A 23,783-nucleotide genomic window follows, 5' to 3' on the forward strand; every position below is an offset into this window, starting at 1 on the left:
TCATTCGTTTCGGCGTCCAGTATTTGACGGACGCGGTCGCGTGGGTGCTCGCTGTCGTCGCTGCCGTCGTGTTCCGCTACGACTTCGTGGTCTCGAGGGTGCACTGGGTCCCCGTGCTCTTCCTCTGCCTGGTCGTCATCATTCTGCAGCTCCTCCTGGGCTGGACGTTCGGCGTCTATCGCGGCCGCTTCACCTATGGCAGCTTCGAGGAGGCCCGCGCCGTCGCGTACACGGTGGTGACGATCGCGCTCTTCTCGTCCGTGCCCGTCGTGATCTTCTCCAGCCAGATCGGCGTGCCGCGCAGCCTCATGCTGATCTCCGGCTTCATCGCGTACGGCCTGATGGGTGCGGTGCGCTACCTCAAGCGCATGTACGTCGCCCAGCGGATGCGCCCGGACAATGCGCAACCCGTTCTTCTGCTCGGGGCCGGGTTCATGGGCAGCCTGATGGTGCGCAGGATGCTCACCGACCGCGAGTCCGAGTACATCCCCGTCGGCTTCCTCGACGACGACAGGAGCAAGCGCAACCTGCACCTGATGGGTGTGCCGGTGCTCGGCCGGTTCAAGGACATCGTCAAGGTCGCGAACGCCACGCGCGCGACGGCGCTGATCGTGTGCGTCGCCAGGGCTGACTCCAACCTGCTCCAGCGCGTCACCACCATCGCCGATACCGTCGGCCTCAAGGTCAAGGTGCTGCCGGAGCTCGATGACGTGAACGACGGACGCACCACCCTCAAGGACGTGCGCGACCTGTCCATCGAGGACCTCATCGGTCGGCACCCGGTCGACACCGACGTCGCATCCATCGCCGACTATCTGTCGAACAAGCGCATCCTCGTCACAGGGGCCGGCGGCTCGATCGGCTCAGAGCTGTGCAGGCAGATCGCGAAGTTCGGCCCAGCGGAACTGATGATGCTCGACCGCGACGAGACCGGACTCCAGCAGACGCAGCTCCAGATCTCCGGCCACGGGCTCCTCGACTCCACGGACGTCATCCTCGCGGACATCCGCGACGCCGACGCCGTCAAGCGCATTTTCGTCTCGCGTCGGCCGGAGGTCGTGTTCCACGCGGCAGCGCTCAAGCACCTGCCGATGCTGGAGCAGTATCCGGACGAGGCGTGGAAGACCAACGTCCTCGGAACCCTCAATGTGCTTCGTGCCGCGATGGACATCGACGTTGAGACGTTCGTGAACATCTCCACCGATAAGGCGGCCAACCCCACGAGCATCCTCGGCCACTCCAAGCGGGCGGCAGAGCGCCTCACGGCGTGGGCGGGCAAGGAGACGGGTCACTCGTACCTGTCCGTGCGGTTCGGCAACGTGCTCGGAAGCAGAGGCTCGCTCCTGCCGACCTTCCAGGCGCTGATCGCGGCCAACAAGCCCCTGACGGTGACGCATCCGGATGCGACCCGTTACTTCATGACCATCCCGGAGGCGTGCCAGCTGGTGATGCAGGCGGGCGCGATCGGCTCGCCGGGCGAGGTGCTCATCCTGGACATGGGAAAGCCGGTGCGCATCCTGGACATCGCCAGGCGCATGATCGCTCAGTCAGGCAAGAGCCTCGAGATCATCTACACCGGCCTCCGTGATGGCGAGAAGCTGCACGAGGAGCTGACCGGCGTCGGAGAGCAGGGCGCGCACCGCACCCACTCGCTCATCTCGCACGCCCGCGTGCTGCCCATCGATCCGAGCAGGCTCGACCGCTCGGAGTGGCAGCGCCGCTGGGAGGACGACCAGGCCGAGACGGCGATCGTCGGAATCGAGCGCGGAAGCCTCGGGGGAGTGACGCGGTGAGTTCCAAGATCTACATGTCTTCGCCGGATGTCGGAGACCTCGAGCAGGAGTATGTCCTGAACGCCATGCGGTCCGGCTGGATCGCGCCGCTCGGCCCCGACGTCGATGGCTTCGAACGGGAGATCGCCGAGCGCGTCGGCGTCGAGCACGCTGTCGCCCTGTCATCCGGCACGGCCGCGCTGCATCTCGCTCTTCTCGGGTTGGGTGTCGGCCGGGGCGACACGGTGGTCACGGCGACGATGACGTTCGCCGCGACGGCCAACGCCATCGCATACACGGGCGCGGCGCCGTTCTTCGTCGACGCGGACCCGGTCACGGGCAACATCTCCCCTGCCCTGCTCGAGCAGGCGCTCTCGCAGCTCTCCGCCGAGGGACGCAACGTCGCCGCGATCGTCCCCGTCGACCTGCTCGGTCGGTCGGCCGACTACGACGCGATCCTTCCGCTGGCCGAGGGCTACGGGATCCCGGTGCTGGCCGATGCGGCGGAGTCGCTCGGTGCGAGCTATCGCGGCAAGCCGGCGGGCTCGTTCGGCGTCGCCGCCGCGCTCTCCTTCAACGGCAACAAGATCCTGACCACGTCGGGTGGCGGGATGCTGTTGACCGACGACGAGTCGCTCGCCTCTCGCGCTCGCTACCTGGCGACGCAGGCGCGTCAGCCCGTCGTGCACTACGAGCACGTCGACATCGGATACAACTACCGGATGAGCAACCTGCTCGCGGCGCTCGGTCGCGCGCAGCTCTCCCGCCTCGACGGCATGATCGCCCGCCGCGCCGCCGTCCGCGAGCTTTACCGCGACCTGTTCGCGCCGGTTCCCGGTGTGACGATCTTCCAGGGGGCTGGCGACGAGGCCGACAACAAGTGGCTGACCTCCATCCTGGTCGAGCCATCCGAGTCCGGCTGGACGGCCGAAGAGCTGCGCGAGTGGCTGAACGCCGACCAGATCGAGAGCCGTCCGCTGTGGAAGCCGATGCACCTGCAGCCGGCGTTCGCCGACGCGGGCGCCGTCGTCGACGGGAGCGCGGAGCACCTGTTCGAGGTGGGCATCACCCTGCCGAGCGGTTCCGTGCTCGATGGAGAACAGCTCGACCGCGTGCAGGATCGCATCCACGGTTTCCTCGGAGCGCATTCGTGAGCAGGCGAGGGTATGACAGCGGCAAACGGCTGTTGGATGCGGTGGCGTCCGGCATTCTGCTTGTCGTGCTCTCGCCCGTGATCGGCGTCGTCGCGGTGCTGGTCGCCGTGAAGCTCGGTCGTCCCGTCATCTTCGCGCAGCCGCGGCCGGGCCGCGGAGGCACGATCTTCACCCTGCGCAAATTCCGCAGCATGAAATCGGTCGACGTCGAGGCCGGACTCGTGACAGACGAAGACCGCCTCACCACGTTCGGCAAGGCCCTGCGCGCTTCCAGCCTGGACGAGCTGCCGAGCCTCGTGAACGTGCTGCGCGGCGACATGAGCTTCGTCGGTCCCCGTCCCCTGCTCGTCTCGTACCTGGAGCGGTACACTCCGCGGCAGGCCAGGCGCCACGAGGTGCGGCCAGGCATCACGGGCCTCGCCCAGTCGAGCGGCCGCAACGACGTGCCGTGGGAGCGCAGGCTGGAGCTCGACGTCGAGTACGTCGACACTCGAAGCTTCCGCCTGGATGCGCTGATCCTGGTGCGCACATTGCGCTCCGTCTTCGTTCGCGAGGGCATCTCTCACGACGGTCACGTCACCATGCCGGAGTTCGGTGCGGCGGAGCCGTCGGGAGGCGGCGCGTGACGGTTCCTCTCGTCGTCGTCGGTGGTGGGGGGTTCGGCCGCGAGACGCTTGACGTCGCAGAGGCCGTCAACGCGGCCGACCCGGAACATTTCGACATCCTCGGTGTGCTCGACGACGGAGCCGACGATGTCGTCGCCCGTCGTCTGGCAGCGCGGGGCGTGGCATTCCTCGGCCCGATAGACCCCTGGCTGGCCGGAGGCGGGTCCGCACGATACGTCGTCGCCATCGGCAGTCCTGCCATCAGGGAGCGGATAGACGGGAAGCTGCGCGCCGCCGGGCTCGAACCGGCCACGCTCATCCACCCGCTCGCCGTCGTCGGTTCTGTTCCGCAGATCGGACCAGGCTCGGTGATCTGCTCCGGCGTCCAGGTCTCGACCAACGTCCGGCTCGGGCGCGGTGCGCACCTGAATCCCGGCGCCATCGTCGGCCACGATGCTGTGCTGGACGACTTCGTCTCCGTCAACCCCGGCGCGATCGTCTCCGGCGAGGTCCATATCGGCGCATCCACTCTCATCGGAGCCGGTAGCGTGGTGCTGCAAGGTCTCCGTGTCGGAGGGGGCAGCGTCGTCGGCGCTGCGGCCTGCGTCACCAAAGATGTCCCCGAAGGCAGCACCGTGGTCGGTGTTCCTGCACGTCAATACTCGAAAGACCAATGAAACTACTCATCACCGGAGGCGCCGGCTTCATCGGCTCCAACCTCGCACGCTACGTCACCTCGCAGGTCCCCGACGCGGAGGTCCGCGTCATCGACGACCTGAGCACCGGTCGTCTGGAGAACCTCGACGGCGTCGATGTGCGCTTCATCGAGGCGTCGATCCTCGATGAGGACGCCATGAACGAGGCCGTGGCCGGCGTCGACTCCGTCGTGCACCTCGCCGCCCTCGGCAGCGTGCCTCGCTCGATCGCCGCCCCGCTGCCGTCACACCACGCCAACGCGACCGGAACGCTGCACGTGCTCGAAGCCGCGAGGCTCGCCGGTGTGGAGCACGTGGTGGTCGCATCGTCGAGCTCGGTCTACGGCAGCAACACCAAGCTGCCGAAGTCGGAGTTCGACTGGACGCGCCCGATGAGCCCGTACGCGGTCACCAAGCACGCGACAGAGGGCTACACGATCGCGTACGGCTATTCGTACGGGATGCGCACCCTCGCCTTCCGGTTCTTCAACGTCTTCGGCCCATACCAGGCCGCCGACCACGTGTACGCGGCCGTGATCCCCAAGTTCCTCGACGCAGCCCTGAACGGCCAGCCGCTGACCGTCCACGGCGACGGCCTACAGTCCCGCGACTTCACCTACGTCGAAACGGTCTGTGCCGCGCTGCTGGACGCCGTCCAGCGCAAGGTCAGCTCCACCGACCCGGTGAACCTTGCCTTCGGCACTAGCACGCCGCTGCTGCGCGTCATCGATCTGATGAAGGATCACCTGGGTATCGAGATCGCTGTCGAGCACGTGGAGCCGCGGGTCGGCGACGTGCGCGCCTCCCAAGCGGACGGCATCCGCATCAGGGAGCTGTTCCCTGATGTCGCGCCTACGGACTTCGAGACGGCTCTCGGCCGGACCATCGACTGGTATCGCGAGCGGCACGAGAGCCGATGACCGCGCGTAGGCCGCGCATCGTCCTCGGCGTTACGGTCGACCTGTCACTGCGACTGATGGCGGGCTTCCCGCAGTTCCTCGCCGATCGCGGCTGGGACGTCCACGTGGTGTGCTCGCCCGGCGCGCGGCTGGATGCGCTGAACGGCGCCGACGGCGTGACGGTCCACCCGCTGACGATGGCGCGTGAGCCGTCCCCGCTGTCCGACCTGCGCTCGCTGATCGCCTGGGTGCGTCTGCTCCGCCGCCTGCGCCCCGATGTGATCTCGGTCGGAACCCCGAAGGCGGGGCTGCTCGGCGGTATCGCCGGTCGCCTGACCAAGGTCCCAGGGCGCGTCTACATGCTCCGCGGCCTGCGCCTGGAGACGTCGACGGGCGTGAGCAGGCGGATCTTCACTTTCCTCGAGCGGCTCACGATCCGCTCGGCGACCAAGACGCTCGCAGTGAGCGCGAGCCTCGCATCCCGGGCGGTGGAACTGAAACTGGCGTCTCCGGATGCGATCACCGTCCTCGGAGACGGAAGCTCCAACGGCATCGACGTCGACGCCTTCGAGCGCTCCCTGCCGTCGCCGGACACGCTCGACCGCCTGCGCGCCGAGCTCGTCCTTTCCACCGAGACGCCGGTGGTGGGCTTCGTCGGCCGTCTGACGGAGGACAAGGGCCTGCTGGTCCTCAGCGCGGCGGTAGAGCGTCTTGCAAATCAGGGGACGGCCTTCCAGCTCCTCATCGTCGGGGGAGTGGAGGGCGACGCATCCGTCGCCGACCTCATCCCGCCGTCCCCGGGTATCACGACGGTCACCACTGGTTTCGTGAACGATCCGGAGAGGTACTATGCGCTGATGGATGTGCTCTGCCTGCCCACCCTGCGCGAGGGCTTCCCCAACGTGGTCCTCGAAGCCGCTGCGGCAGGCGTGCCGACGGTGACGACAACCGCGACGGGCGCCGTCGACTCCGTCGTGGACGGTCAGACAGGCATCGTCGTGCCCGCGGGCGACGCGGACGCGCTGGCGGATGGCCTGCGACGCTTGATCGCCGACCAGGCCCTGCGGCAGCGCTTCGGCGCCGCGGCGAAGCTGCGCGCCCGCGAGCGGTTCGACCGCTCGGTGGTTTGGGCGGCGCAGGAGCGGTTCTATCGCGAACTCGTGGGTGAGAGCGCATGATGCCGAATCCCGTGTGGTGTCTGATCCTCCTCGTCCTGCTCGCAGGTCTGACGGTCGCAGTGCGATACCGGTTCCGGAGCGTCTTCCTGATAGTCCTGTGCCACAACATCGTCTGGGCGGGAGCGCTGCTGCTGATCGGGACCAATCTGATCGCGTACAAGGACGCCTCTGTCTGGGCGTGGCTGACACTGACGGCGGGGCTGGCAGGGTTCAACCTGGGTGCGATGGCGGTCACTTGGTTCAGGGAACGAAGGCGCACATTCACATCGTCAGCCAACGAGGTTTCGTCGCGCACGCACCTGATGAACAGGTGGACGCTCCTAGGCGTTGCGATCGTCTACGCTGGAGCCTTCGGGTCATACCTCCTGACGATCCAGTTTCGCTTCGGCATCCTGACATTGATCACCGACCCCAAGATGGTCCGCGGAGCTCACGGAGAGTCGTACCTCGAATCGGTTCCGCTAGCGGCGCGCATCCTGCTCTATCTGGGGCCCCTCCTGTTCGTCGTGCTGGGCTACAAAGCGGCGGTTGACAGGCCACTCGCTCTCTGGGTCAGGGTCGTCGGCATGGTGGCGCTGGCGCTTTCTATGCTCGCCCTGCTTCAGCGAACGAATCTGTTCATGGCTGTGCTTTGGCTTTGCGCTGTGTTGATCACCCAGCCGCTCGGCGCTCAGACCGACAGCGGGGCCTCCGAGCTGCCCCCTGCGCGTGGGCTTCGCGGGCGCTGGCTGGCACTGGGGCGGCCGTGGCGCATCGGCGCAGCGCTGGTTGCCTTCGGCATCGTGGGCTTGCTCGCCTTCCAGATCGTCGGCGGCGCTCTGGATAAAACCGGACAGCAAGCTCTCAATAGCGGAGCGGTCTCCGAGCCACTGGCCAGATCGGGCCTCGTCTCGCCGTTCCAGTACTACACCTCGGGCACGATGGGTTTCCTGCAGCTGGTGGACTCCAACAACCACGCATGGCCTCCGCAGCGCGTGCAGGGTTCCATCCTCGTCGGGGACTACAACCCCCAGACCTGGGGCGCCAGCACTTTCGGGGCCCTGCTGAAGGCGATCCCGGGTGCCCCGTCTGTCGATCCGATCAGCCCGTTCATCGATACGGGTGTGCTTACCAATGTCTACACCTGGCTTGAACCGTTCTATCGCGACTTCCGCATCTACGGGGTCGTCGTCGGATCAGTGCTGCTCGGTGGCGTGATCGCGCTGCTATACCTGAGGCGTCGAGCGTCGGCGATGATGTTCTGGCTGCAAAGCGCTTTCCTTTCGACGATCTTTCTCGCTCCGTTCATCACCAAGATCAACAACACGCTGTTCCTGTCAGAGCTTGTCTACGTGGTACTGCTTTCGCTGCTCTACTCACGGGTGCTGGCCGGGCGTGGTGGCCAGGTTCGGCTGGCGGCGACGACTGCCACGGGGGGAGCAGATGGCTAACGTCACGGCGTACACCAGCTATGGACGAGGTGCTGGGAGTGCGCGAGTCCGCGTGTTCGATTGGCTCGACCATCTCGGCCTTCCTCCCGAAGGGTCCGATTACCTTGGTGGTTCGTCCAACGGCCTGGGCGCGCTCGCGCGCCAGTCGTACCGAATTCCCGAGGCGGAAGTGCGCGTGCGGCGGCTCGCCGCACGCGGTGCGTCAGGCGCTTCCATCGTGTCTCGACAAGCGAGCCCGTTCAGCACCGGGCGGCTCGAGGCGCGGATCCTCACGCGGGCAGGGCGTGGCGTCTACGATTTCGACGATGCGCTCATGCTCTCTCAGGCCGGACTGTCGGAGCGACTCTGGCCGAAGGCGAGGATCTGGTTGCGAGCCGTCCGAGCTGCTGACGTCGTCGTCGCGGGAAACGACTATCTCGCCGATGCCGCGTCGGTGCACAGTCCCGCCGTCACAGTCATTCCGAGCTGCGTAGAGCCCGACGATTATAAGCAGAAGCACCATCGAGACACCGAGGCTCCGACTGCCGTCTGGCTCGGATCGCCCAGCACGGAAGACTACCTCCTGCGCATCGCCAGGCCTCTGCTCGCAGCACACCGAAACCTCGGGCTTCGCCTGGTCGTTATCAGCGCGGGGAACAGGTCCCTCGGGGACCTGGATGCGATGATCGAGCGTGTCCAGTGGCGGCGTGATACATTCGCCACGGATCTCCTTCGGGGCGACTTCGGGATCATGCCCATGCCGGATAACGCGTGGACCAGAGGTAAATGCGCGTACAAGCTGCTTCAGTATGGAGCGGCAGCCCTCCCGTCGATCGGCGACGACGTCGGCGCGAACACGCGTGTGCTCGCCCTGGGAAACGGATACGCTGCCCGTTCGGATGACGATTGGTACGCGGCGATCGAATCCCTTCTGACGGAAGGCGCTGTTGGACGTGCTGTGCGCGGTGCCAGCGCGCGGACGGCAGTGGATGAGCACTACAGCTTCAATGCTTGGACGCCAGCGTGGAAGGGTGCGCTGGGACTGGCGTGATCACGACTCAGTCCGTGTCGTCTACGATCTGCGCGGCTGAGGTGCGCCGACCGCCCAATAGGGCGACGTTGATCAATGCAAGCAGCAGAAACAGCGCCCACATGTTCCCCGGCGCCTGGAGGTAAGGATTCGACGCGTTGGCGATCAGTAGCGCGGACGCCCCCGCCGTGACGACGAAGAGAACGGGCGCCAGCTCGGGAGTGACACGGAACGAGCGGATGAGGGCAAGAACACCAACGACAGCGGCGACAAGCATAACGAGAGCCCCGACGATGCCGACCTGGAAGAGTATGAGGTGGTACTGCAGCTCGAAGTTCCACGGTCGAGACTCGTTGCGGGAGTACCCGGGGATGACGGCTCCGAATCCATGTCCGAGGACAGGGGACGACAGCCAGCCCGCGATCAGCTCGTGGCTCTCCTCCGCACGGATCTGGTCCTCGATCGTCTGACCGGAGCCCGTGATGATGGAAGCGACCCTGTCCCAGGCGCGAGCGACGGCGCTATTACCCAGGGCGGACAGGGCGAGGATTGCAAGTGCGGCGAGAGCGGCGACCACGAGTGGTGCGAAGGCGACGAAGCGGGTGCGTGGGCGCCGCCAGGAGTATACGCGCCAGACGATCCACACCGCGATCGGGACGATAAGGGCCACGATAGTGATCGCTGCCCTGCCGGCAACAAGGGACGTAAGAAAGGCCGCGACACCTGCGAGCCCAGACATCCATTTTCCAGGCAGGAGTCGATGGCGGGGAAGGATGAGCGCTGTCAGCCAGAGCGGGCACGTCGCCACGAGAGTGGATAGTCCGTAGAGCGTGATGGTGGTGATGCCGAAGGAATGGCCGTCGAAACTCAAGCCGAGTTGACCGACCAGCCAGGCGGGGAACTCGCGAAAACCTGCAACGGACAGCGCGACATAGCTGAGAGCGATCGCGGAGATCGCGATCGTCATGATGGCTGCCGCGAGCAAGATCATGCGGATCAGCGTCTCGTCGGCCGCCCACACGAGGAGCGCGAACAGAATCGGTGCGGCGATCCAGACCAGCACGCCGTTCGCGAGCCCCGGATTTCCGATGCCCAGGAGCGATCCGTAGATCCCCGTCAGGAATACGAGTGCGAACACCACGACGATCGGTCGCGCGGGCAAGCGGAAGGGATGCGCTGTGACGACGAGGCCGAGCGACCCTGCGGCGACGAGACCTAAGGCCGGAAGGAGCAACGAATTATGACTGACGGGCCGGAACATCACGTAAGCGAGGGAGATCACGATGACCCAGCGGAACGCATCCCGCGCTGTCGAGCCCGAGATCCGCGAGGTGTGGGCGCCCTTCTGCGTGTCGCGTGGTGTCGAACTGCTCACTGCTTCGCCTCCCGACGCCCCGTGACCACGAGCACCCAGACTGTGCTGGACACGACCGTAGCGCCGGCGTAACACCAGATCGCTCCCGCGAGGCCGAAGGCCAGAGCGCCGATGATCGGCAGGATGATCGCGAGTGACGTCTGTACGATCCTGCCGATGAGCAGCCCCCGCTGCGCCGCGTGTGACCGAGCGATGATGTAGTAATAATGGCCGAAGAAATTCGCCGAGACGAACAAGGCTGTCGGGATCGCGTAGGTGACGACGGCGCTCAGCGAGCCGAGCTGGATGTGCAGCAGTCCGATGCCGAGCAAGGCAAGATACGCGGCGACGCCGAAGAAGAATGCGCCAGCGATGCTGATGACGATCCGCCGCGGCACGCGGTGGGAGTGCGCGGGAAGACCAGCGAGCACGGGGCGCAACGGGTTGAGGATGAGGCGCACCGGCGCGGCGACGTTCGACACGGCACGATAGACACCGAAGTCCGCAATCCCGAGCAGCGGGGCGACCACGAACGGGGTCCCGATGGAGCCGAGGTCCATCAGGGTCGAGTCCTTCAGCAGCGGGACGATGTGATCGCGGTGCGTGCCGAACCAGGCGCCTATCGACCGAGGCCCGCGAAGGTGCGGGCGGTGCGCCACGAGTGCAGACAGAACCCCTCCGGTGAGCCACGCGATCGAGAGGGCCATCAGGCCGTGCATCCCGAGCAGCAGAAGTACCACCCAGGTGGCAACTGTCAGAGTGAAAGCGACCACATCTCCGACGAGAACGCGGTTCCACTGATTCGTGCGCACCTGGTGATAGCGCACACCTGCGCGATAGACGTTCACCCCGACGGCGAGGGCTCCCGTCAGCGCAATGACCGCGAGCCCAGGTACCAGGAGGGAGAAGACGAGCGTCACGACGGCCGCGGCCATGCTCACGTATAGCTGGATGCTCGAGTAGTCGGCCCAGGTTGAGCGGTGATTCTGACGAAGGTCCGTCCGCATCCACGGTTCGCTCACCACGGAGAGGGTGACGGATGAGGCCAGGGCGAACAGGAGGTATTGCAGTGAGAAGAGCCCGAAATCCGCCGGCGCGAGACTGATCAGACCGAGAAGCTGCGTCGAAAGGACGGAAGCCGCGTTCGTCGCTGTCGCGACGGCGATGAGAGTGCGGGGAAGGGGGCGCCGCGGCTCGTCGCTAGAGTCGCTCGACATTGGCGCCGCTGAGGCGGTTCTTCGTATCGAGCACCGGGACCGTCGCGTTGTTCAGGAGCGCGAGGTCGAAGTCGTCGTGGTCGGTGATCAACACGACCGCGTCTGCGCCGCCGATCGTCGACTCCGTGTAGTCGGCACGTTCGATGCCGGCGGGCCAGCGGTAGTCCTCGACGCGGCCGTCCACTCCCACGATCTCCGCTCCGAGGTCGGCGAGCACGTCGATCAGGCGCAGCGAAGGGGATTCGCGAATGTCGCCGGTGTTGCGCTTGTACGACAGGCCGATGAGCACGATGCGTGCGCCGTTGATGGCCTTGCCCTTCTTGTTGAGGAGGACCATGAGTCGCTGCGCAACGTAGTCGGGCATGTGGTCGTTGATGTCGTTGGCGAGTTCCACGAACCGGAAGCTCTGGCCGAGCTTGCGTCGCACCTGCCAGGACAGGTAGCTCGGGTCGACGGGAAGGCAGTGTCCTCCAACGCCGGGGCCGGGCGTGAACTTCATGAATCCGAACGGCTTGGTCGATGCGGCGTCGATCGACTCCCAGACGTTGACGCCGAGCTGGTGGCCGAAGATCGCGAGCTCATTGACCAGGGCGATGTTGACGTGGCGGAACGTGTTCTCGAGGAGCTTGGTCAGCTCCGCCTCCTTGGTTCCCGAGACGGGGACCGTGGTGGCGACGAGTCGGTCGTAGAAGGCCTGGACACGAGAGAGCGAGACCTCGTCGATGCCCGAGACGACCTTGGGCGTCTCGCGGAAGCCCCAGGTCGCGTTGCCAGGGTCGATCCGTTCCGGGCTGTATCCGACCGAGAAGTCCTTGCCTGCTGTCAGGCCGGAGACACGTTCCAGGATCGGGACGAGCAGCTCTTCCGTGGTGCCTGGATATGTCGTGGATTCCAGGATGACGGTCGCGCCTGCCGTGAGTCGCTCGGCCAGAGAGGCTGCAGAGTCCTCGATGAAGCTGAGATCAGGGAGGCCCTCGCGCAGCGGGGTAGGGACGGTGATGACGGCGATGTCGAAACCCTCCGCCGCCGCGTAGTCCGTCGTCGCCGTATATCGACCGGATGCGATGGCCGCAGCGAGCTCGTCGGACGAGATGTCGTCGACGTATGAGATGCCTTCGCGCAGGCTGTTCGTGCGACGCTCATCGACATCCAGCCCGACGACCGTGTAGCCGACCTCGACGGCGCGCATGGCGACCGGCAGGCCGACATAGCCTTGACCGATGACGACGACGAGTTCATTCTGGAGGCTCATGGGTTCCCCGGGTTCCGTTCGCGGACGCTACACGCGTGTCCCGCGCACGACCTGCTATTCAGATACGGGACCGACCGCCCGTTCCGAAACTCTAAATTATCAGACGATTCCCTGGCTGACGGCGCCATCCGCTGTCTCCGCCTGAAAGTACCTCCAGTTGCCACCTGTACGGGTGACATTCGGGTGTCGCGCAGGAGGTTCTCAGCCGAATATTCAGGTCTGGTCTGATTCAATGGTCCAATGCCCGAGCCGCTCCCTCAACGACGTGCTGCCGTTGCCCACGCGCGGAAGCCCAGTCGTCGCCGTCGCTACTGGTTGATCGGCGCAGGTGCCTTCGTAGTCGTGCTCATCGGGTGCGTCGCCTGGGTCGGTCTGCGCGCTCTCACCGCGAAGTCGGAACTCGAGTCAGCGCTTCCGATGGTGACGACCCTGAAGACCCAGATCGTCGCGCAGGATGTGAAGGGTGCCAAGGCAACGTTGGCGAAGCTGCGGCCCAAGGTCGACTCTGCCCGCGATCTGACCAGCGACCCGATCTGGCGAGCGGGCGAGGTCGTCCCGTTCGTCGGTCCCAACCTCAGTGCTGTGCGTACGCTCGCGGGCGCAACCGACAGCGTCGTTGTGGATGCGATCGACCCGATGGTCGGCCTGCTCGACACGGTGAGTCCAGAGAGCATCAAGCCGGTGGATGGAGCGATCAACCTGAAGCCCATCGTCGCGGCGACCCCGAGGGTCGACGCGGCCGCTGAGGCCTTCTCGAAGGCAACGGACGAGGTCAAAGGCATCGACACCTCGAACACCATCGGGCCCGTCGCCAAGGCCACGAAGCAGATGTCCGACATGCTGACGAAGGTCAACTCCCAGGTTGCCCAGCTCAAGGACGCGATCCATGTGCTTCCTGGCGCTATGGGCGAAGACAAGCCGCGCAACTACCTGGTCGTGTTCGAGAACAGCGGAGAGCTGCTCCCGAACGGCGGAACGACCGGCTCGATGGCTCTGCTCCAGCTCGACAAGGGCAAGATCAGTCTCGTCAAGCAGTCTTCGGCCTCTGGGCGGGATTTCCCCGCCTTCAGTGACTATGTCGTACCTATCCCCGAGGACGTGAAGAAGCTGTACCCGTACGGGCTCGGCCGTCAGGTCCAGGACCTCACCATCACCCCGCGTTTCTCGCTCACCTATGAGGTGGCGAAGACGATGTGGAAGTCCGCCAAGGGCGACGACATCGACGGCGTCATCGCCATGGACACGGTCACGCTCGCCAACCTCCTGAAGGCCACCGGACCGATCGACGTCCTTCCCGGGCTCCAGATCAATTCCGAGAACGCGGTCCGCATCCTGCTCATCGACATCTACACGATGTACCCGGACCCTGCGACGGTCGACAGGATCAACCAGACCATCTCCGTCGGTGCGTTCTCCAAGATCCTCGGCGGTGGCGCCAACCCGAAGACCCTGATCACCACGCTTCTCCAGTCGGCAGAGCAGGGCCGAGTCAAGATGTGGACGGGAAACAAAGCGGAGCAGGACCTGATCAAGCAGACGCCGTTCTACTCGGAGCCACCGGTAAGCACTGCGGACACCGACAAGCTCGGCGTGTACTTCATGGATCAGACGCCGTCGAAGATGGACTACTTCCTCAAGGCCAAGGTGGAAGTCTCGCAGGCAGTGTGCTCCGACAAGCACCGGTACGTGTTCACCCGCGTCGCTTTGAACAGCACGGCGCCCGCGAACGCTGCCGACATCCTGCCGCCATACGTCATGGGCAACGGCGTGCTGGTCGCGCAGGGCTATGTGCAGATCGGCACCAGTGTGTACGCGCCCAAGGGCTACAAGGTGCTCGGAACTGCGATCGACGCCCAGCCGTCCGCCGCCCCGATGATCGGCTCGGACGGCGAATACGCGGTCGCCCAGGGCGTGCAGCAGATGGGCCCCGGCCAGACGATGACGCTCGACGTGCTGTTCGACGCCGGCGAGACGAAGACCAAGAAGCTCAACGCGACGGTGACTCCGATGGTGAATCCGATCGTCACGAGTTACGGCACGCTCGACTGTGCGGCGATCGGCAAATAGCTCTCGAACTGCCGATGTCATAGCGCTCCGGCAGGAGCCGAGCGTGCCCCTGCGTATGCCATGCAACTCGGACGAGGGAGACGCCGGCGGCGGGCCGTGCGCTTCGCGTCATGCCGCGCCGCAGGCGCTCGGCTGGGCCTCTCTGACCTTGACAGTGGCACCCTGGTCCCGGAACGCGTAGAACTACGCCGTGCTTCCTCGTGGACCGTTCGGGGCTGGAGGCGCTACGGTCGCTGGCGTTGCTTCGCGCACGACGGACAGACGAAAGGGCGGGCAGGGAGCATCGGCTCCCTGCCCGCCCTTTCGGCGTGCGTGGTCCGCTAGTTGCGCGAGAGCGCGAAGATGCGGAGCAGCTCGAGGTAGAGCCAGATGACGGTGACCATGATGCCGAAGGCGCCTGCCCAGCCGAAGACGCGCGGTGCGCGGTTCTTCACGCCCTGCTGGATGGCGTCGAAGTCGAGCACGAGCGAGTACGCGCACATGATGACGACGAGGACGCCGATGACGATGCCGAGCGGGATGCCGAAGATCTGCGTGCCGAGGACGCCCCAGGGGTCCTTGTTGACGCCGGTCAGCATCAAGATGACGTTGATGAACGAGAACACCACGTAGCCGATCATCGCGATGAGGAACACCTTGGTGGCCTTCGCGGATGCGCGGATCTTGCCGCTCGCGAAGAGGACGAGGGTGACGCCGACCACGACGATGGTGCCGATGACGGCCTGGAGGACCACGCCGCTCCACTCGGTCTCGTAGAAGAGCGAGATGCCGCCGATGAAGATGCCCTGTGCCCCGGCGTACGCCAGGGTGAGCGCAGGGGACGGCTTCTTGCGGTTCTTGAAGATGTTGACGAAGGCCAGGACGAGGCCCACGATCATCGCGGGGATCCACAGGACGGGGACGACCCAGCCGATGACTGCGCCGAGCAGCAGGACGCCGAAGCTGACCGCGGTCTTGACGATCGTGTCCTCGACGGTCATGCGGTCGGTCTCGACCGCGCCGGCGGACGGTGAGTTGTACATCTCCTGGAGGTTCTCGGCGCTGAGCGTCGCAGCCGCCGTCGACCTGTTCTGGAAGGCCGGGCTCTGTGAGAATGCCGGGTTGGAGGTAGCCATGATTCCTCTGATCGCATATTGGGTCCGGACGAGCCGGATCGGTGCACTCAAACCTACCGATTTATCGTCTGAGAGTTCTGACAGATTGCCTTGAATCAACCGCTTCTGCGACCCAGCGTGCCAGCCAGGCGGCCGCGACGATGACCACTGTGCTCACCGCGATCGACACCCACCCCTGGGAGTAGTCGTGGATGGTCCTGGCGAGCACGATGCTGGACGCTATCGGCAGCAGCAGCACGATGTAGCTCAGCAGCGGACGCAGCCGGATCAGGAGCCAGGCAGCGAGGGGCACCGTGAAACACCAGGCGAAGCCTGCGCCGCCGAGCATGAGCCAGGTGAAGCCGAGCACGGGGACGGCGACGGCCACCCTGCGCCCGATCGTCGACGGTAGGACGGCCCAGCCCGCGGGCTGCAGCAGGGAGCCGACCAGGAGGAACGGGAGGGTGTACGCGCTGGTCATCAGGATGAAGCCGGTGCCTGCCACCAGCATCCCGAGCCCGATGACGAGTCGTTGGCGGTATGCGCCCCAGTGCAGGTCCAGCAGGCCGGCCGGCTCGCGCCAGCGGCTCGGAGAGGGCGATTCCGCTGCGGACACCGCTTGATTCTGTCACCCGGATGCGCGTCTGAGAACCCCCAAGGCGCGGGCTAGGATCTCACCATGCGAGCGCGGACAGCACCCCTGGTGATCGGTCATCGGGGAGCTTCGGGATACCGTCCCGAGCACACCGCGGCCGCGTACGAACTCGCGTTCATCCTGGGGGCGGACGCGGTCGAGCCTGACATCGTGGCGACGAAGGACGGTGTTCTCGTGCTCCGTCACGAGAACGAGATCTCGGGCACGACAGACGTCGCGACGCGGGCGGAATTCGCAGGGAGGCGCACGACCAAGGAGATCGACGGGGCGAAGCTGACCGGCTGGTTCACGGAGGACTTCACCTGGGAGGAGCTCTCGACCCTGAGTGCCACCGAGCGCCTGCCGGAGATCAGGCAGGCGAGCTCCACCTTCGACGGTCGCTATCCGGTGCTGCGTCTGCGCGACCTGCTGGAGCTCGTCGACAGGGCGTCGGAGGACGCAGCCCGGCTGCTGGGCGTCGTGGCGGAGATCAAACACGCGACGTACTTCGACTCCATCGGCCTTCCGCTGGCCGAGCTCTTCACGGCGGAGCTGGCCGAGACCGGCTGGGGCGACAACCCGGAGCTGATCGTGGAGAGCTTCGAGAAGACCGTGCTCGGACAGGTGCGCAGACACGGGTTCCGTGGGCGCTGCGTGTATCTGCTGGAGGACACCGGCGTTCCAGCCGACAGAGCGGCCTCCCTCGGCTCGTCCGCGCCAGGGTATGCGGACGACCTCACCGCGCGCGGCCTGTACGCGCTCGGCGCCGCGGGCGCCGCCGATCGCGTCGACGGGATCAGCGTCGAAGTGTCGCAGGTGCTCGCGTCCGGATCGGTCTCCGTCTCGTTGTTCGAGGACGACCCGTCCGGCATCGACATCGGCGCGGTGACCTCCGACCTCGTCGACACGGCGCACTCGGCAGGGCTCGGCGTGTACTGCTGGACTCTTCGGCCGGAGAACGCGCTGATGCCCACGGATTTCCGCGGCCACGGTCGGGACGACGAGTGGGGGGACTGGCGGCGGCTCTATTCGATCCTGCTGCACTCCGGCGTCGACGGGGTCTTCGCCGACCACCCCGATCTGGCGGTAGCCGTCCGCGACGAACGCTGACCGAGCGCGACCTCCTGACAGCTCTCGGGCGGGATGACGGTGGTGAAGGCTAAAATCGTTGGAGACATGACGAGCCTCCCCGACGCCTCTCCCTCCGCCACCCCGATCATCCTCGACGGCCGATCCGGTCACGGGCGCCCCGGCGACGGCGGGGACTCCGTGAACGACCGCCTGTTCGCCGGCCTGAACCCCCAGCAGCGCGAGGCGGCAGAGTATCGTGGCGCCGCCCTGCTCATCGTTGCGGGCGCAGGGTCTGGCAAGACGAGCGTGCTCACCCGCCGCATCGCCGGACTGATCGAGACCCGCGAGGCGTGGCCGAGCCAGATCCTCGCCATCACGTTCACCAACAAGGCGGCAGCCGAGATGCGCGAGCGCGTCGAGGTGCTCCTGGGCGGCAAGGCACAGGGGATGTGGATCTCCACGTTCCACTCCGCCTGCGTCCGCATCCTGCGTCGCGAGGCCGAGACGATCGGCAAGACGCAGAGCTTCACGATCTACGACTCCGGAGACACCCGCGCTCTGCTGAAGCGCATCATCAAGGGCCTCGACGCCGACACCCTCGGGTTCACGGTGGCCGGGGCATCCGGGCGCATCTCCAAGCTCAAGAACGAGCTCACCGACATCGAGGCCTTCGCCCGGTCCGCCAACCTGAGCGACCCGCAGGAGGTGATGTTCCTCGAGATCTTCCGGCAGTACACCCGTGCGCTCCGCACGGCCAACGCGTTCGACTTCGACGACCTGATCGCGGAGACGGTCTTCCTGTTCCGGGCGTTCCCGAAGGTCGCCGCGCTGTATCAGCGGCGGTTCCGCCACATCCTGGTGGACGAGTACCAGGACACGAACCACGCGCAGTACTCGCTCATCCGCGAGTTGACCATGCCGATCGCCCCCGCCATCGCCGACGAGCTCGAAGCCCAGGGCCACCACGTCGAGTCGATGCGGGATGCGCTTGGCGTGATCCCTGGGGCGTCGCTGACGGTGGTGGGCGACTCCGACCAGTCGATCTACGCGTTCCGCGGCGCGGACATCCGGAACATCGTCGAGTTCGAGCGCGACTTCCCCGGAGCGAAGGTGGTGCTGCTCGAGCAGAACTACCGGTCGACGCAGAACATCCTGAGCGCGGCGAACGCGGTGATCGCGAACAACTTCGACCGCAAGGACAAGAAGCTGTGGACGGCGGTCGGCGACGGTGACAAGATCATCGGCTTCACCGGGTACTCGGGACACGACGAGGCGCAGTTCGTTGCGGACGAGATCGAGAAGCTGCACAGCGCCGGCATGGACTACAAAGACATCGCCGTGTTCTACCGCACGAATGCCCAGACGCGTGCGCTGGAGGAGATCTTCATCCGGTCCGCCCTGCCGTACCGCATCATGGGCGGCACCAAGTTCTACGAGCGGGCAGAGATCAAGGATTCGATGGCGTACCTGATCGCCGTGGCGAATCCGGACGACACCCTGGCACTCCGCCGCATCCTGAACACCCCGAAGCGCGGGATCGGCCCCGCGACCGAGACGCAGCTGGCGAGCTATGCGGACGACAACGGGATCAACTTCCGCCAGGCCATGCGCGACGCAGGCTCGCTCGGACTCGGGCCGAAGGTCACCGCGGCCATCCTGCAGCTCGCCACGCTGCTCGACGACGCGACGGCGAAGATCGACCCGGCGAATCCGGCAGGCGTCTCCTCCGTCTCCGATGTGCTCACCTTCCTGCTCGACGGCAGCGGCTACCTGGACGTGCTCCGCAACAGCAGGGACCCGCAGGACGAGGCGCGTGCGGAGAACGTCGACGAGCTCGTCGCGGTGACGCGGGAGTTCGCCCGCAATAACCCGGACGGCGGCCTGGTCGACTTCCTCACCGAGGTCTCTCTGGTGGCGGCCGCCGACGAGATCGACGATTCCAGCGGCACCGTCTCGCTGATGACCCTGCACACCGCCAAGGGTCTCGAATACGACGCCGTCTTCCTGACCGGCATCGAGGAGGACCTGCTTCCGCACCGCATGTCGGCGAACGAGCCAGGGGGACCGGCCGAGGAGCGTCGCCTCTTCTACGTGGGCATCACGCGCGCGAAGAAGCGGCTGTTCCTGTCGCTGGCCATGACGAGGGCGCAGTTCGGCGAGACCGCTGTCGCCATGCCGAGTCGCTATCTGCAAGAGATCCCCGCCGACCTCATCGACTGGAAGCAGTCGCCAGGCACGGCGAACGGCAGAGGGGGCAGCCAGTCACGCGCCCTCAATGCCAGGCGCCCGGGGCTGGGCACCGGCTCTGGTTCCTTCGGCGGATCGCGCTGGAATGAGAGCCTCACCTCCGGCGGGTTCTCAGCCGGCGGTCGCCCGTCGGACCGTCCGAAGGCGGAGTGGCCGAACCGGGTCACCGGGCAGGTGCGCGACAACGGAGACCTGGAGCTCGCCTCAGGTGACCGCATCCGGCACACCGATTTCGGCGACGGCCGGGTGACGCAGGTGACCGGCGAGGGCGCAAAGCGCGTCGCGCACGTGCAGTTCGAGAAGGTGGGGGCGAAGAAGCTGCTCATCAAGATCGCCCCCATCGAAAAGCTGTGAGGCCTCCGAAGCTCACGTCGCTGAGCGTCGAGGTGGGCGTGCGGGCCGCGACCGCCGTCGCGGTTCCCCTGGTGATCCTCTGGGCACTCGGCCGCCTCGACCTCGCCGCGTACGCGACCTTCGGTGCGTTCACCGCTCTTTACGGCAGGAACGAGCCGTACCGGTTGCGCATCAGGAGCGTCTCCGTGGCAGCGGTGGCCCTCGTGGCCGCCATCGCCCTGGGAACCGCGGTCGCCGTCCTGGGCGAACCGCTCGCGCTCCTCGTGCCGCTGCTCATCGTGGTCGTCGCAGGCGGCACGCTGCTGGCGACCACCTTCCAGCTGTTGCCTGCTCAACCGCTGTTCTTCGTGTTCGCCCTCCTGGTCTGCGCCGCGGTGCCGACTCCAGCGGACGAAGCCTGGCTCCGGATCGGCCTCGCAACGGTCTCCGCGGCGTTCTCCTGGCTGCTGACGATGTCGGGCTGGGCGGTCAGGCGGCTCGCGGGGACAGCATCGAACCCGGTCTTTCTGAAGGAGCTGCGGCGCACGCCCGCGGTCGATCGAACGGCCGTCCGGGATGCGCGGGTCTGGTTGTCCGTCGCTCAGAACGTCGTCGGGGTGGTCATCGCGGGCGGGATCGCGCTGGCGTTCGGGTTCGGGCACGCGTACTGGGCGGTGGTGAGCCTGGTGGCCGTCATCCCGCCAGCCCGCGCCGCACACTCGCTCTCGCGCTCCGTGCATCGCGTCGTCGGGACGATCGTCGGCGTCGGCGTGACGGTGCTGCTCCTGTTCTGGTCGCCTCCTCCGCTCTTCGTGATCGGCGTGATCGTGGTGTGCCAGGTCTTCGCCGAGGTGCTCGTCGGCGCGCACTACGGCACGGCGCTGGTGTTCATCACACCCATGGCGCTCTCCGTCTCGTATCTCGCCGCCCCCGTCGTGCTCTCGACACTGGCGGTCGACAGGGTGCTCGAGACGGTGCTGGGCGCCGCCGTGGGAGTCCTGTCGGTGCTGGCAGCACGATGGGTCGAGAGATCGCGCGGCCTCGTCACCTCCTGACAGTTCCGGGAGGAAGGTCAGCCGATGGAGGCGCGCAGCCGCTTCAGGTACGCATCGCGTGGGCTGTGCCGCAAGCGCGCGGGAAGGCGAGGATAGATGAGCACGGCCCATCGCATCCACCTGTCGAATCGCGTCTGCAGCCGGTCGTCCCAGGCGAGGCCGAAGCCGGTGCGCACCTCCGGAGGAAGCAGTCCGACCGTGACGAGTCTGGCCTGCGGGAACAGCGCCCGCATCCACCAGGGGATGGCGGACGGGTAGAGGATCTGTCTCGCCACCCGCTTCGTATCCGCGTTCGGACGAAGCTCCGCGAGCCGATCCCTCCAGTACTCCTCGAACGCCGCCCTGCTCTGTGGCCACGCATCCGGCGGCACCTGGAGGCTGGACCCGAGCACGGTGAACTCCCGGTAGATCCTCTCGGCGTCCGCATCCCGAATCATGCCGAAAAAGCGTTCGTACAGGTCGATCATGGTCGCGTACAGCGTGGCGGCGACCCAGAGCTGGAGCTGCGGATCGAACGCGTTGTACGCGGGTCCGTCGCCCGCCGCCTGAGCTCGGACGGGGGAGTGCGCGCGGTTCACCGACCTGCGGACCACGGCGAGCTCCTCCGGCGTCGCATACACGGACGCATAGACGAAGGTCATGGTGGCGTGCAGCCTGTCCATCATCCGAGTGGCGAAGTCGCTGTGCTCTGCGACACCGCGCCCCACCGCTGGGTGGGCGATCTGAAGGAGCAGCGCTCTGCCACCGCCTGCCAGATAGACAGCCTCGGCCGCGATGTCCTTCGCGGTGATGCCGATCGGAGCCTGACGGGTTCGCATCGCACCATCCTGCCGCGACAGTCTGCGAAGGTCCGGGATGCGCAGCCACACTGAGCAGGAGCCGTTCGCCGCTCATCGCAGCACCGTGGCTGTGCGGCGCTCCTGCACAGCTGCGCGGCGGTCACGGCTGCGGAGCGCGAGACCGCAGAACCCCGTACCGAGAGAGAGTGCGGCGCCACCGGCGGAGACGAGCGGAATCAGCGCTGTCGTGTCCGAGCCCGTGCTGGCCAGTTCCGGCTGGCGCAGAGCGGCAGGCTCGATCCTCTGCTGCTCGGGTGCCGGCGCGTCTGGCACGGCGGGAACCTCGGGCTCTGCAGGCGTCTCGGGCTCTGCAGGCTTCTCGGGCTCTGCAGGCTTCTCGGGCTCTGCAGGCTTCTCGGGCTCTGCAGGCTTCTCCGGCTCCGCTGGCTTCTCCGGTTCCGCTGGCTTCTCCGGTTCCTCAGGCTTCTCCGGTTCCTCTGGGTCGTGGGGCTCTTCGGGAATCTCCGGCACCTCAGGCGCGTCGATGCGGGTGATCTCCGACGCCACTCCGAAGGCCGACCGCCACGGCCGCAAGCGGCTGCCGCCCTCCGCGGCCGGAGTGTCCTCAGGCGCGATCGTCTCGACCCAGACGTAGTGACCTGCGGCGGTCAGCTCGCACTCCGGCGTCTCGTACGCCCCCGTCCCTGCGACTACGAGCTCGACCTCGCACGCCGTCGGCGCGTCGGTCGGCGCATCCTCCGCCTCGACGATCGGATCTGCGAACGGGCCGAGAAGGCGGCTTCTGATCGTCGCGCGGACAGGGGCGAGTCCGTCCGGCGACAGCCACACGCCCCAGGTGGGCAGCAGCCCGTCTTCCTGTCGCACGCCGACCGTGAGGTGGTCGGAGATCCTCGCGCCAGGCTCTGCGACGGCGGAGCTCGTCACGGTCGACACCGTCGGTTGAAACGGGAGGGGAGATACGCCCGTCACCCCGGCCTCCGCCCGCGCCTCAGCGTCGGCCGGCACGGCGACGAGAAGCGCCTGCGCATCCCCGCGCGGGATCGCGACGGTCAGCCGATCGCCGTATGGGAGGCCGACGAAGCCGGCGTCCACCGCGACCGTCACGCTCGCGTCCACGCCGCTCGGCACGATGGGGATGTCGACGCCGTTCTGGATGTCCGCCGTCGTCGACCCGTCCTCGAAGGTCGCGCCGACGAGCGTCGCTTTTCCCCAGTGCTTCCTCGGGGGAAGGACCTCGGCTCCTCCGAGGCGGTCGACCGTCAGCTCGACCCTGACCCGGCCATCGCCGTCGTCGCCGAGCTCGGCGATGGCCGACGCTGTGACCGATCGTGAGCCGAGCGTTCCGGCGTCGGCGACCATCGAGTGCGCCCAGCCGAGCACGGTCGCCGCATCCGCCCCCGCTCGTGCCGCGTACGACGCGGCCGTCGCTCCGTCGAGCCCTGCGACCATCCACGTGGCCAGCTGGCCTGCCGCTGCCGTTCCTCTGTCGGCGGTGCCGGCCCACGAGCGCGAGATGAACGCGAGCTTCGCCGCCTGTTCCTGGGTGTACCAGTCGAGAGACGAGCCGGCGACGAGGTCGACCTCGTGGCCGGTCGGACTCTGCTTGCCTGGCTGGAGGCAGAAGCCGTGCGACCCGTCGTCGAGCGCGTACGTGCCGAGCCACCAGCCGTCGCCGGAGAGGTAGCCGGGACCGTGGCCGACGGCGGAGAGGGCGTGCGCTCCCGTGGCGAGGTGGATGGCCGAGAAGAAGAACAGCAGGCCGGCCACGGCGAACGATGTGATGAGAGTGGTTATTCGGTGTGTCATGGCATCCACCGTCGTCGGTCGCGAGGCGGCTGTGGGGGCGGCGGCGAAAGCTGTGGAGAAGGGGCAGTGACCGCTCAGCTGTGGAGGGAGCATCCACGATCCCTGTGGATT

General features: G+C 66.7%; 19 protein-coding genes. 12 read left to right on the forward strand and 7 right to left on the reverse strand.

Annotated features, from left to right (window positions below):
* Positions 1 to 23: 23 nt before the first annotated feature.
* The 8 genes from ASE16_RS11135 to ASE16_RS11170 are packed head-to-tail and all read left to right on the forward strand — an operon-like array spanning position 24 to position 8,763.
* The gene (locus ASE16_RS11135; RefSeq protein ID WP_235500466.1) at positions 24 to 1,793 is read left to right on the forward strand and encodes a polysaccharide biosynthesis protein; all 1,770 of its coding nucleotides are present in this window, start codon (positions 24 to 26) and stop codon (positions 1,791 to 1,793) included.
* On the forward strand, positions 1,790 to 2,926 hold the full coding sequence (locus tag ASE16_RS11140; RefSeq protein WP_200949625.1) for a DegT/DnrJ/EryC1/StrS family aminotransferase: 1,137 nt from the start codon (positions 1,790 to 1,792) through the stop codon (positions 2,924 to 2,926). The genes ASE16_RS11135 and ASE16_RS11140 overlap by 4 nt, the downstream gene beginning before the upstream one ends.
* Positions 2,923 to 3,552, forward strand: coding sequence for a sugar transferase (locus tag ASE16_RS11145; RefSeq protein ID WP_055894891.1), 630 nt, complete (start codon positions 2,923 to 2,925; stop codon positions 3,550 to 3,552). The genes ASE16_RS11140 and ASE16_RS11145 overlap by 4 nt, the downstream gene beginning before the upstream one ends.
* Positions 3,549 to 4,208: a NeuD/PglB/VioB family sugar acetyltransferase gene (locus tag ASE16_RS11150; protein ID WP_055894892.1), complete on the forward strand. Its 660-nt coding sequence runs from the start codon at positions 3,549 to 3,551 to the stop codon at positions 4,206 to 4,208. The genes ASE16_RS11145 and ASE16_RS11150 overlap by 4 nt, the downstream gene beginning before the upstream one ends.
* A complete protein-coding gene (locus ASE16_RS11155; RefSeq protein WP_055894894.1) occupies positions 4,205 to 5,146 on the forward strand; it encodes an NAD-dependent epimerase/dehydratase family protein in 942 nt (313 codons plus the stop codon). The genes ASE16_RS11150 and ASE16_RS11155 overlap by 4 nt, the downstream gene beginning before the upstream one ends.
* Positions 5,143 to 6,303: a glycosyltransferase family 4 protein gene (locus tag ASE16_RS11160; RefSeq protein ID WP_055894897.1), complete on the forward strand. Its 1,161-nt coding sequence runs from the start codon at positions 5,143 to 5,145 to the stop codon at positions 6,301 to 6,303. The genes ASE16_RS11155 and ASE16_RS11160 overlap by 4 nt, the downstream gene beginning before the upstream one ends.
* Positions 6,300 to 7,733 carry an O-antigen polymerase gene (locus ASE16_RS11165; protein ID WP_055894900.1) on the forward strand — a complete coding sequence of 478 codons (1,434 nt, stop codon included), beginning with the start codon at positions 6,300 to 6,302 and terminating at the stop codon, positions 7,731 to 7,733. The genes ASE16_RS11160 and ASE16_RS11165 overlap by 4 nt, the downstream gene beginning before the upstream one ends.
* Complete coding sequence (locus ASE16_RS11170; RefSeq protein WP_157480330.1) at positions 7,726 to 8,763, forward strand: hypothetical protein; 1,038 nt, start codon at positions 7,726 to 7,728, stop codon at positions 8,761 to 8,763. The genes ASE16_RS11165 and ASE16_RS11170 overlap by 8 nt, the downstream gene beginning before the upstream one ends.
* Before the next feature lie 7 nt (positions 8,764 to 8,770).
* Here ASE16_RS11170 and ASE16_RS11175 read toward each other — a convergent pair whose 3' ends face one another.
* The 3 genes from ASE16_RS11175 to ASE16_RS11185 form a co-directional block, all read right to left on the reverse strand.
* Positions 8,771 to 10,003 (reverse strand): hypothetical protein, encoded by a 1,233-nt coding sequence (locus tag ASE16_RS11175; RefSeq protein WP_162255974.1) that lies wholly within the window; start codon positions 10,001 to 10,003, stop codon positions 8,771 to 8,773.
* Between the two features lie 110 nt (positions 10,004 to 10,113).
* A complete protein-coding gene (locus ASE16_RS11180; protein WP_055894907.1) occupies positions 10,114 to 11,313 on the reverse strand; it encodes a hypothetical protein in 1,200 nt (399 codons plus the stop codon).
* Positions 11,297 to 12,565 (reverse strand): nucleotide sugar dehydrogenase, encoded by a 1,269-nt coding sequence (locus ASE16_RS11185; protein ID WP_055894909.1) that lies wholly within the window; start codon positions 12,563 to 12,565, stop codon positions 11,297 to 11,299. The genes ASE16_RS11180 and ASE16_RS11185 overlap by 17 nt, the downstream gene beginning before the upstream one ends.
* Before the next feature lie 240 nt (positions 12,566 to 12,805).
* Here ASE16_RS11185 and ASE16_RS11190 point away from each other — a divergent pair, with 240 nt between their 5' ends.
* A complete protein-coding gene (locus tag ASE16_RS11190; protein WP_082581394.1) occupies positions 12,806 to 14,632 on the forward strand; it encodes a DUF4012 domain-containing protein in 1,827 nt (608 codons plus the stop codon).
* A 320-nt stretch (positions 14,633 to 14,952) separates the two neighbouring features.
* Here the strand turns inward: ASE16_RS11190 and ASE16_RS11195 are convergent, their stop codons facing one another.
* Both ASE16_RS11195 and ASE16_RS11200 read right to left on the reverse strand, forming a co-directional pair.
* The gene (locus ASE16_RS11195; RefSeq protein ID WP_055894913.1) at positions 14,953 to 15,747 is read right to left on the reverse strand and encodes a Bax inhibitor-1/YccA family membrane protein; all 795 of its coding nucleotides are present in this window, start codon (positions 15,745 to 15,747) and stop codon (positions 14,953 to 14,955) included.
* Positions 15,748 to 15,808: 61 nt separating this feature from the next.
* Positions 15,809 to 16,342: a hypothetical protein gene (locus ASE16_RS11200; protein ID WP_055894915.1), complete on the reverse strand. Its 534-nt coding sequence runs from the start codon at positions 16,340 to 16,342 to the stop codon at positions 15,809 to 15,811.
* 63 nt (positions 16,343 to 16,405) lie between these two features.
* On the opposite strand from ASE16_RS11200, the gene ASE16_RS11205 reads away from it, so the two are divergent.
* The 3 genes from ASE16_RS11205 to ASE16_RS11215 all read left to right on the forward strand — a co-directional run bounded on the left by ASE16_RS11205 (position 16,406) and on the right by ASE16_RS11215 (position 21,066).
* Positions 16,406 to 17,470, forward strand: coding sequence for a glycerophosphodiester phosphodiesterase family protein (locus tag ASE16_RS11205; protein WP_055894918.1), 1,065 nt, complete (start codon positions 16,406 to 16,408; stop codon positions 17,468 to 17,470).
* A 66-nt stretch (positions 17,471 to 17,536) separates the two neighbouring features.
* On the forward strand, positions 17,537 to 20,032 hold the full coding sequence (locus ASE16_RS11210; RefSeq protein WP_055894921.1) for an ATP-dependent helicase: 2,496 nt from the start codon (positions 17,537 to 17,539) through the stop codon (positions 20,030 to 20,032).
* Entirely contained in the window at positions 20,029 to 21,066 is a 1,038-nt protein-coding gene (locus tag ASE16_RS11215) for an FUSC family protein (RefSeq protein ID WP_055894923.1), read from the forward strand. Before ASE16_RS11210 ends, ASE16_RS11215 begins: the two co-directional genes overlap by 4 nt.
* 17 nt (positions 21,067 to 21,083) lie before the next feature.
* On the opposite strand, the gene ASE16_RS11220 is transcribed toward ASE16_RS11215, so the two are convergent.
* Complete coding sequence (locus ASE16_RS11220; RefSeq protein WP_055894925.1) at positions 21,084 to 21,884, reverse strand: oxygenase MpaB family protein; 801 nt, start codon at positions 21,882 to 21,884, stop codon at positions 21,084 to 21,086.
* A 72-nt stretch (positions 21,885 to 21,956) separates the two neighbouring features.
* Complete coding sequence (locus ASE16_RS20115; protein WP_235500467.1) at positions 21,957 to 23,672, reverse strand: hypothetical protein; 1,716 nt, start codon at positions 23,670 to 23,672, stop codon at positions 21,957 to 21,959.
* Positions 23,673 to 23,783: the final 111 nt, after the last annotated feature.

It is taken from the genome of Leifsonia sp. Root227, from assembly GCF_001428745.1.
Classification (GTDB): Bacteria; Actinomycetota; Actinomycetes; order Actinomycetales; family Microbacteriaceae; genus Leifsonia.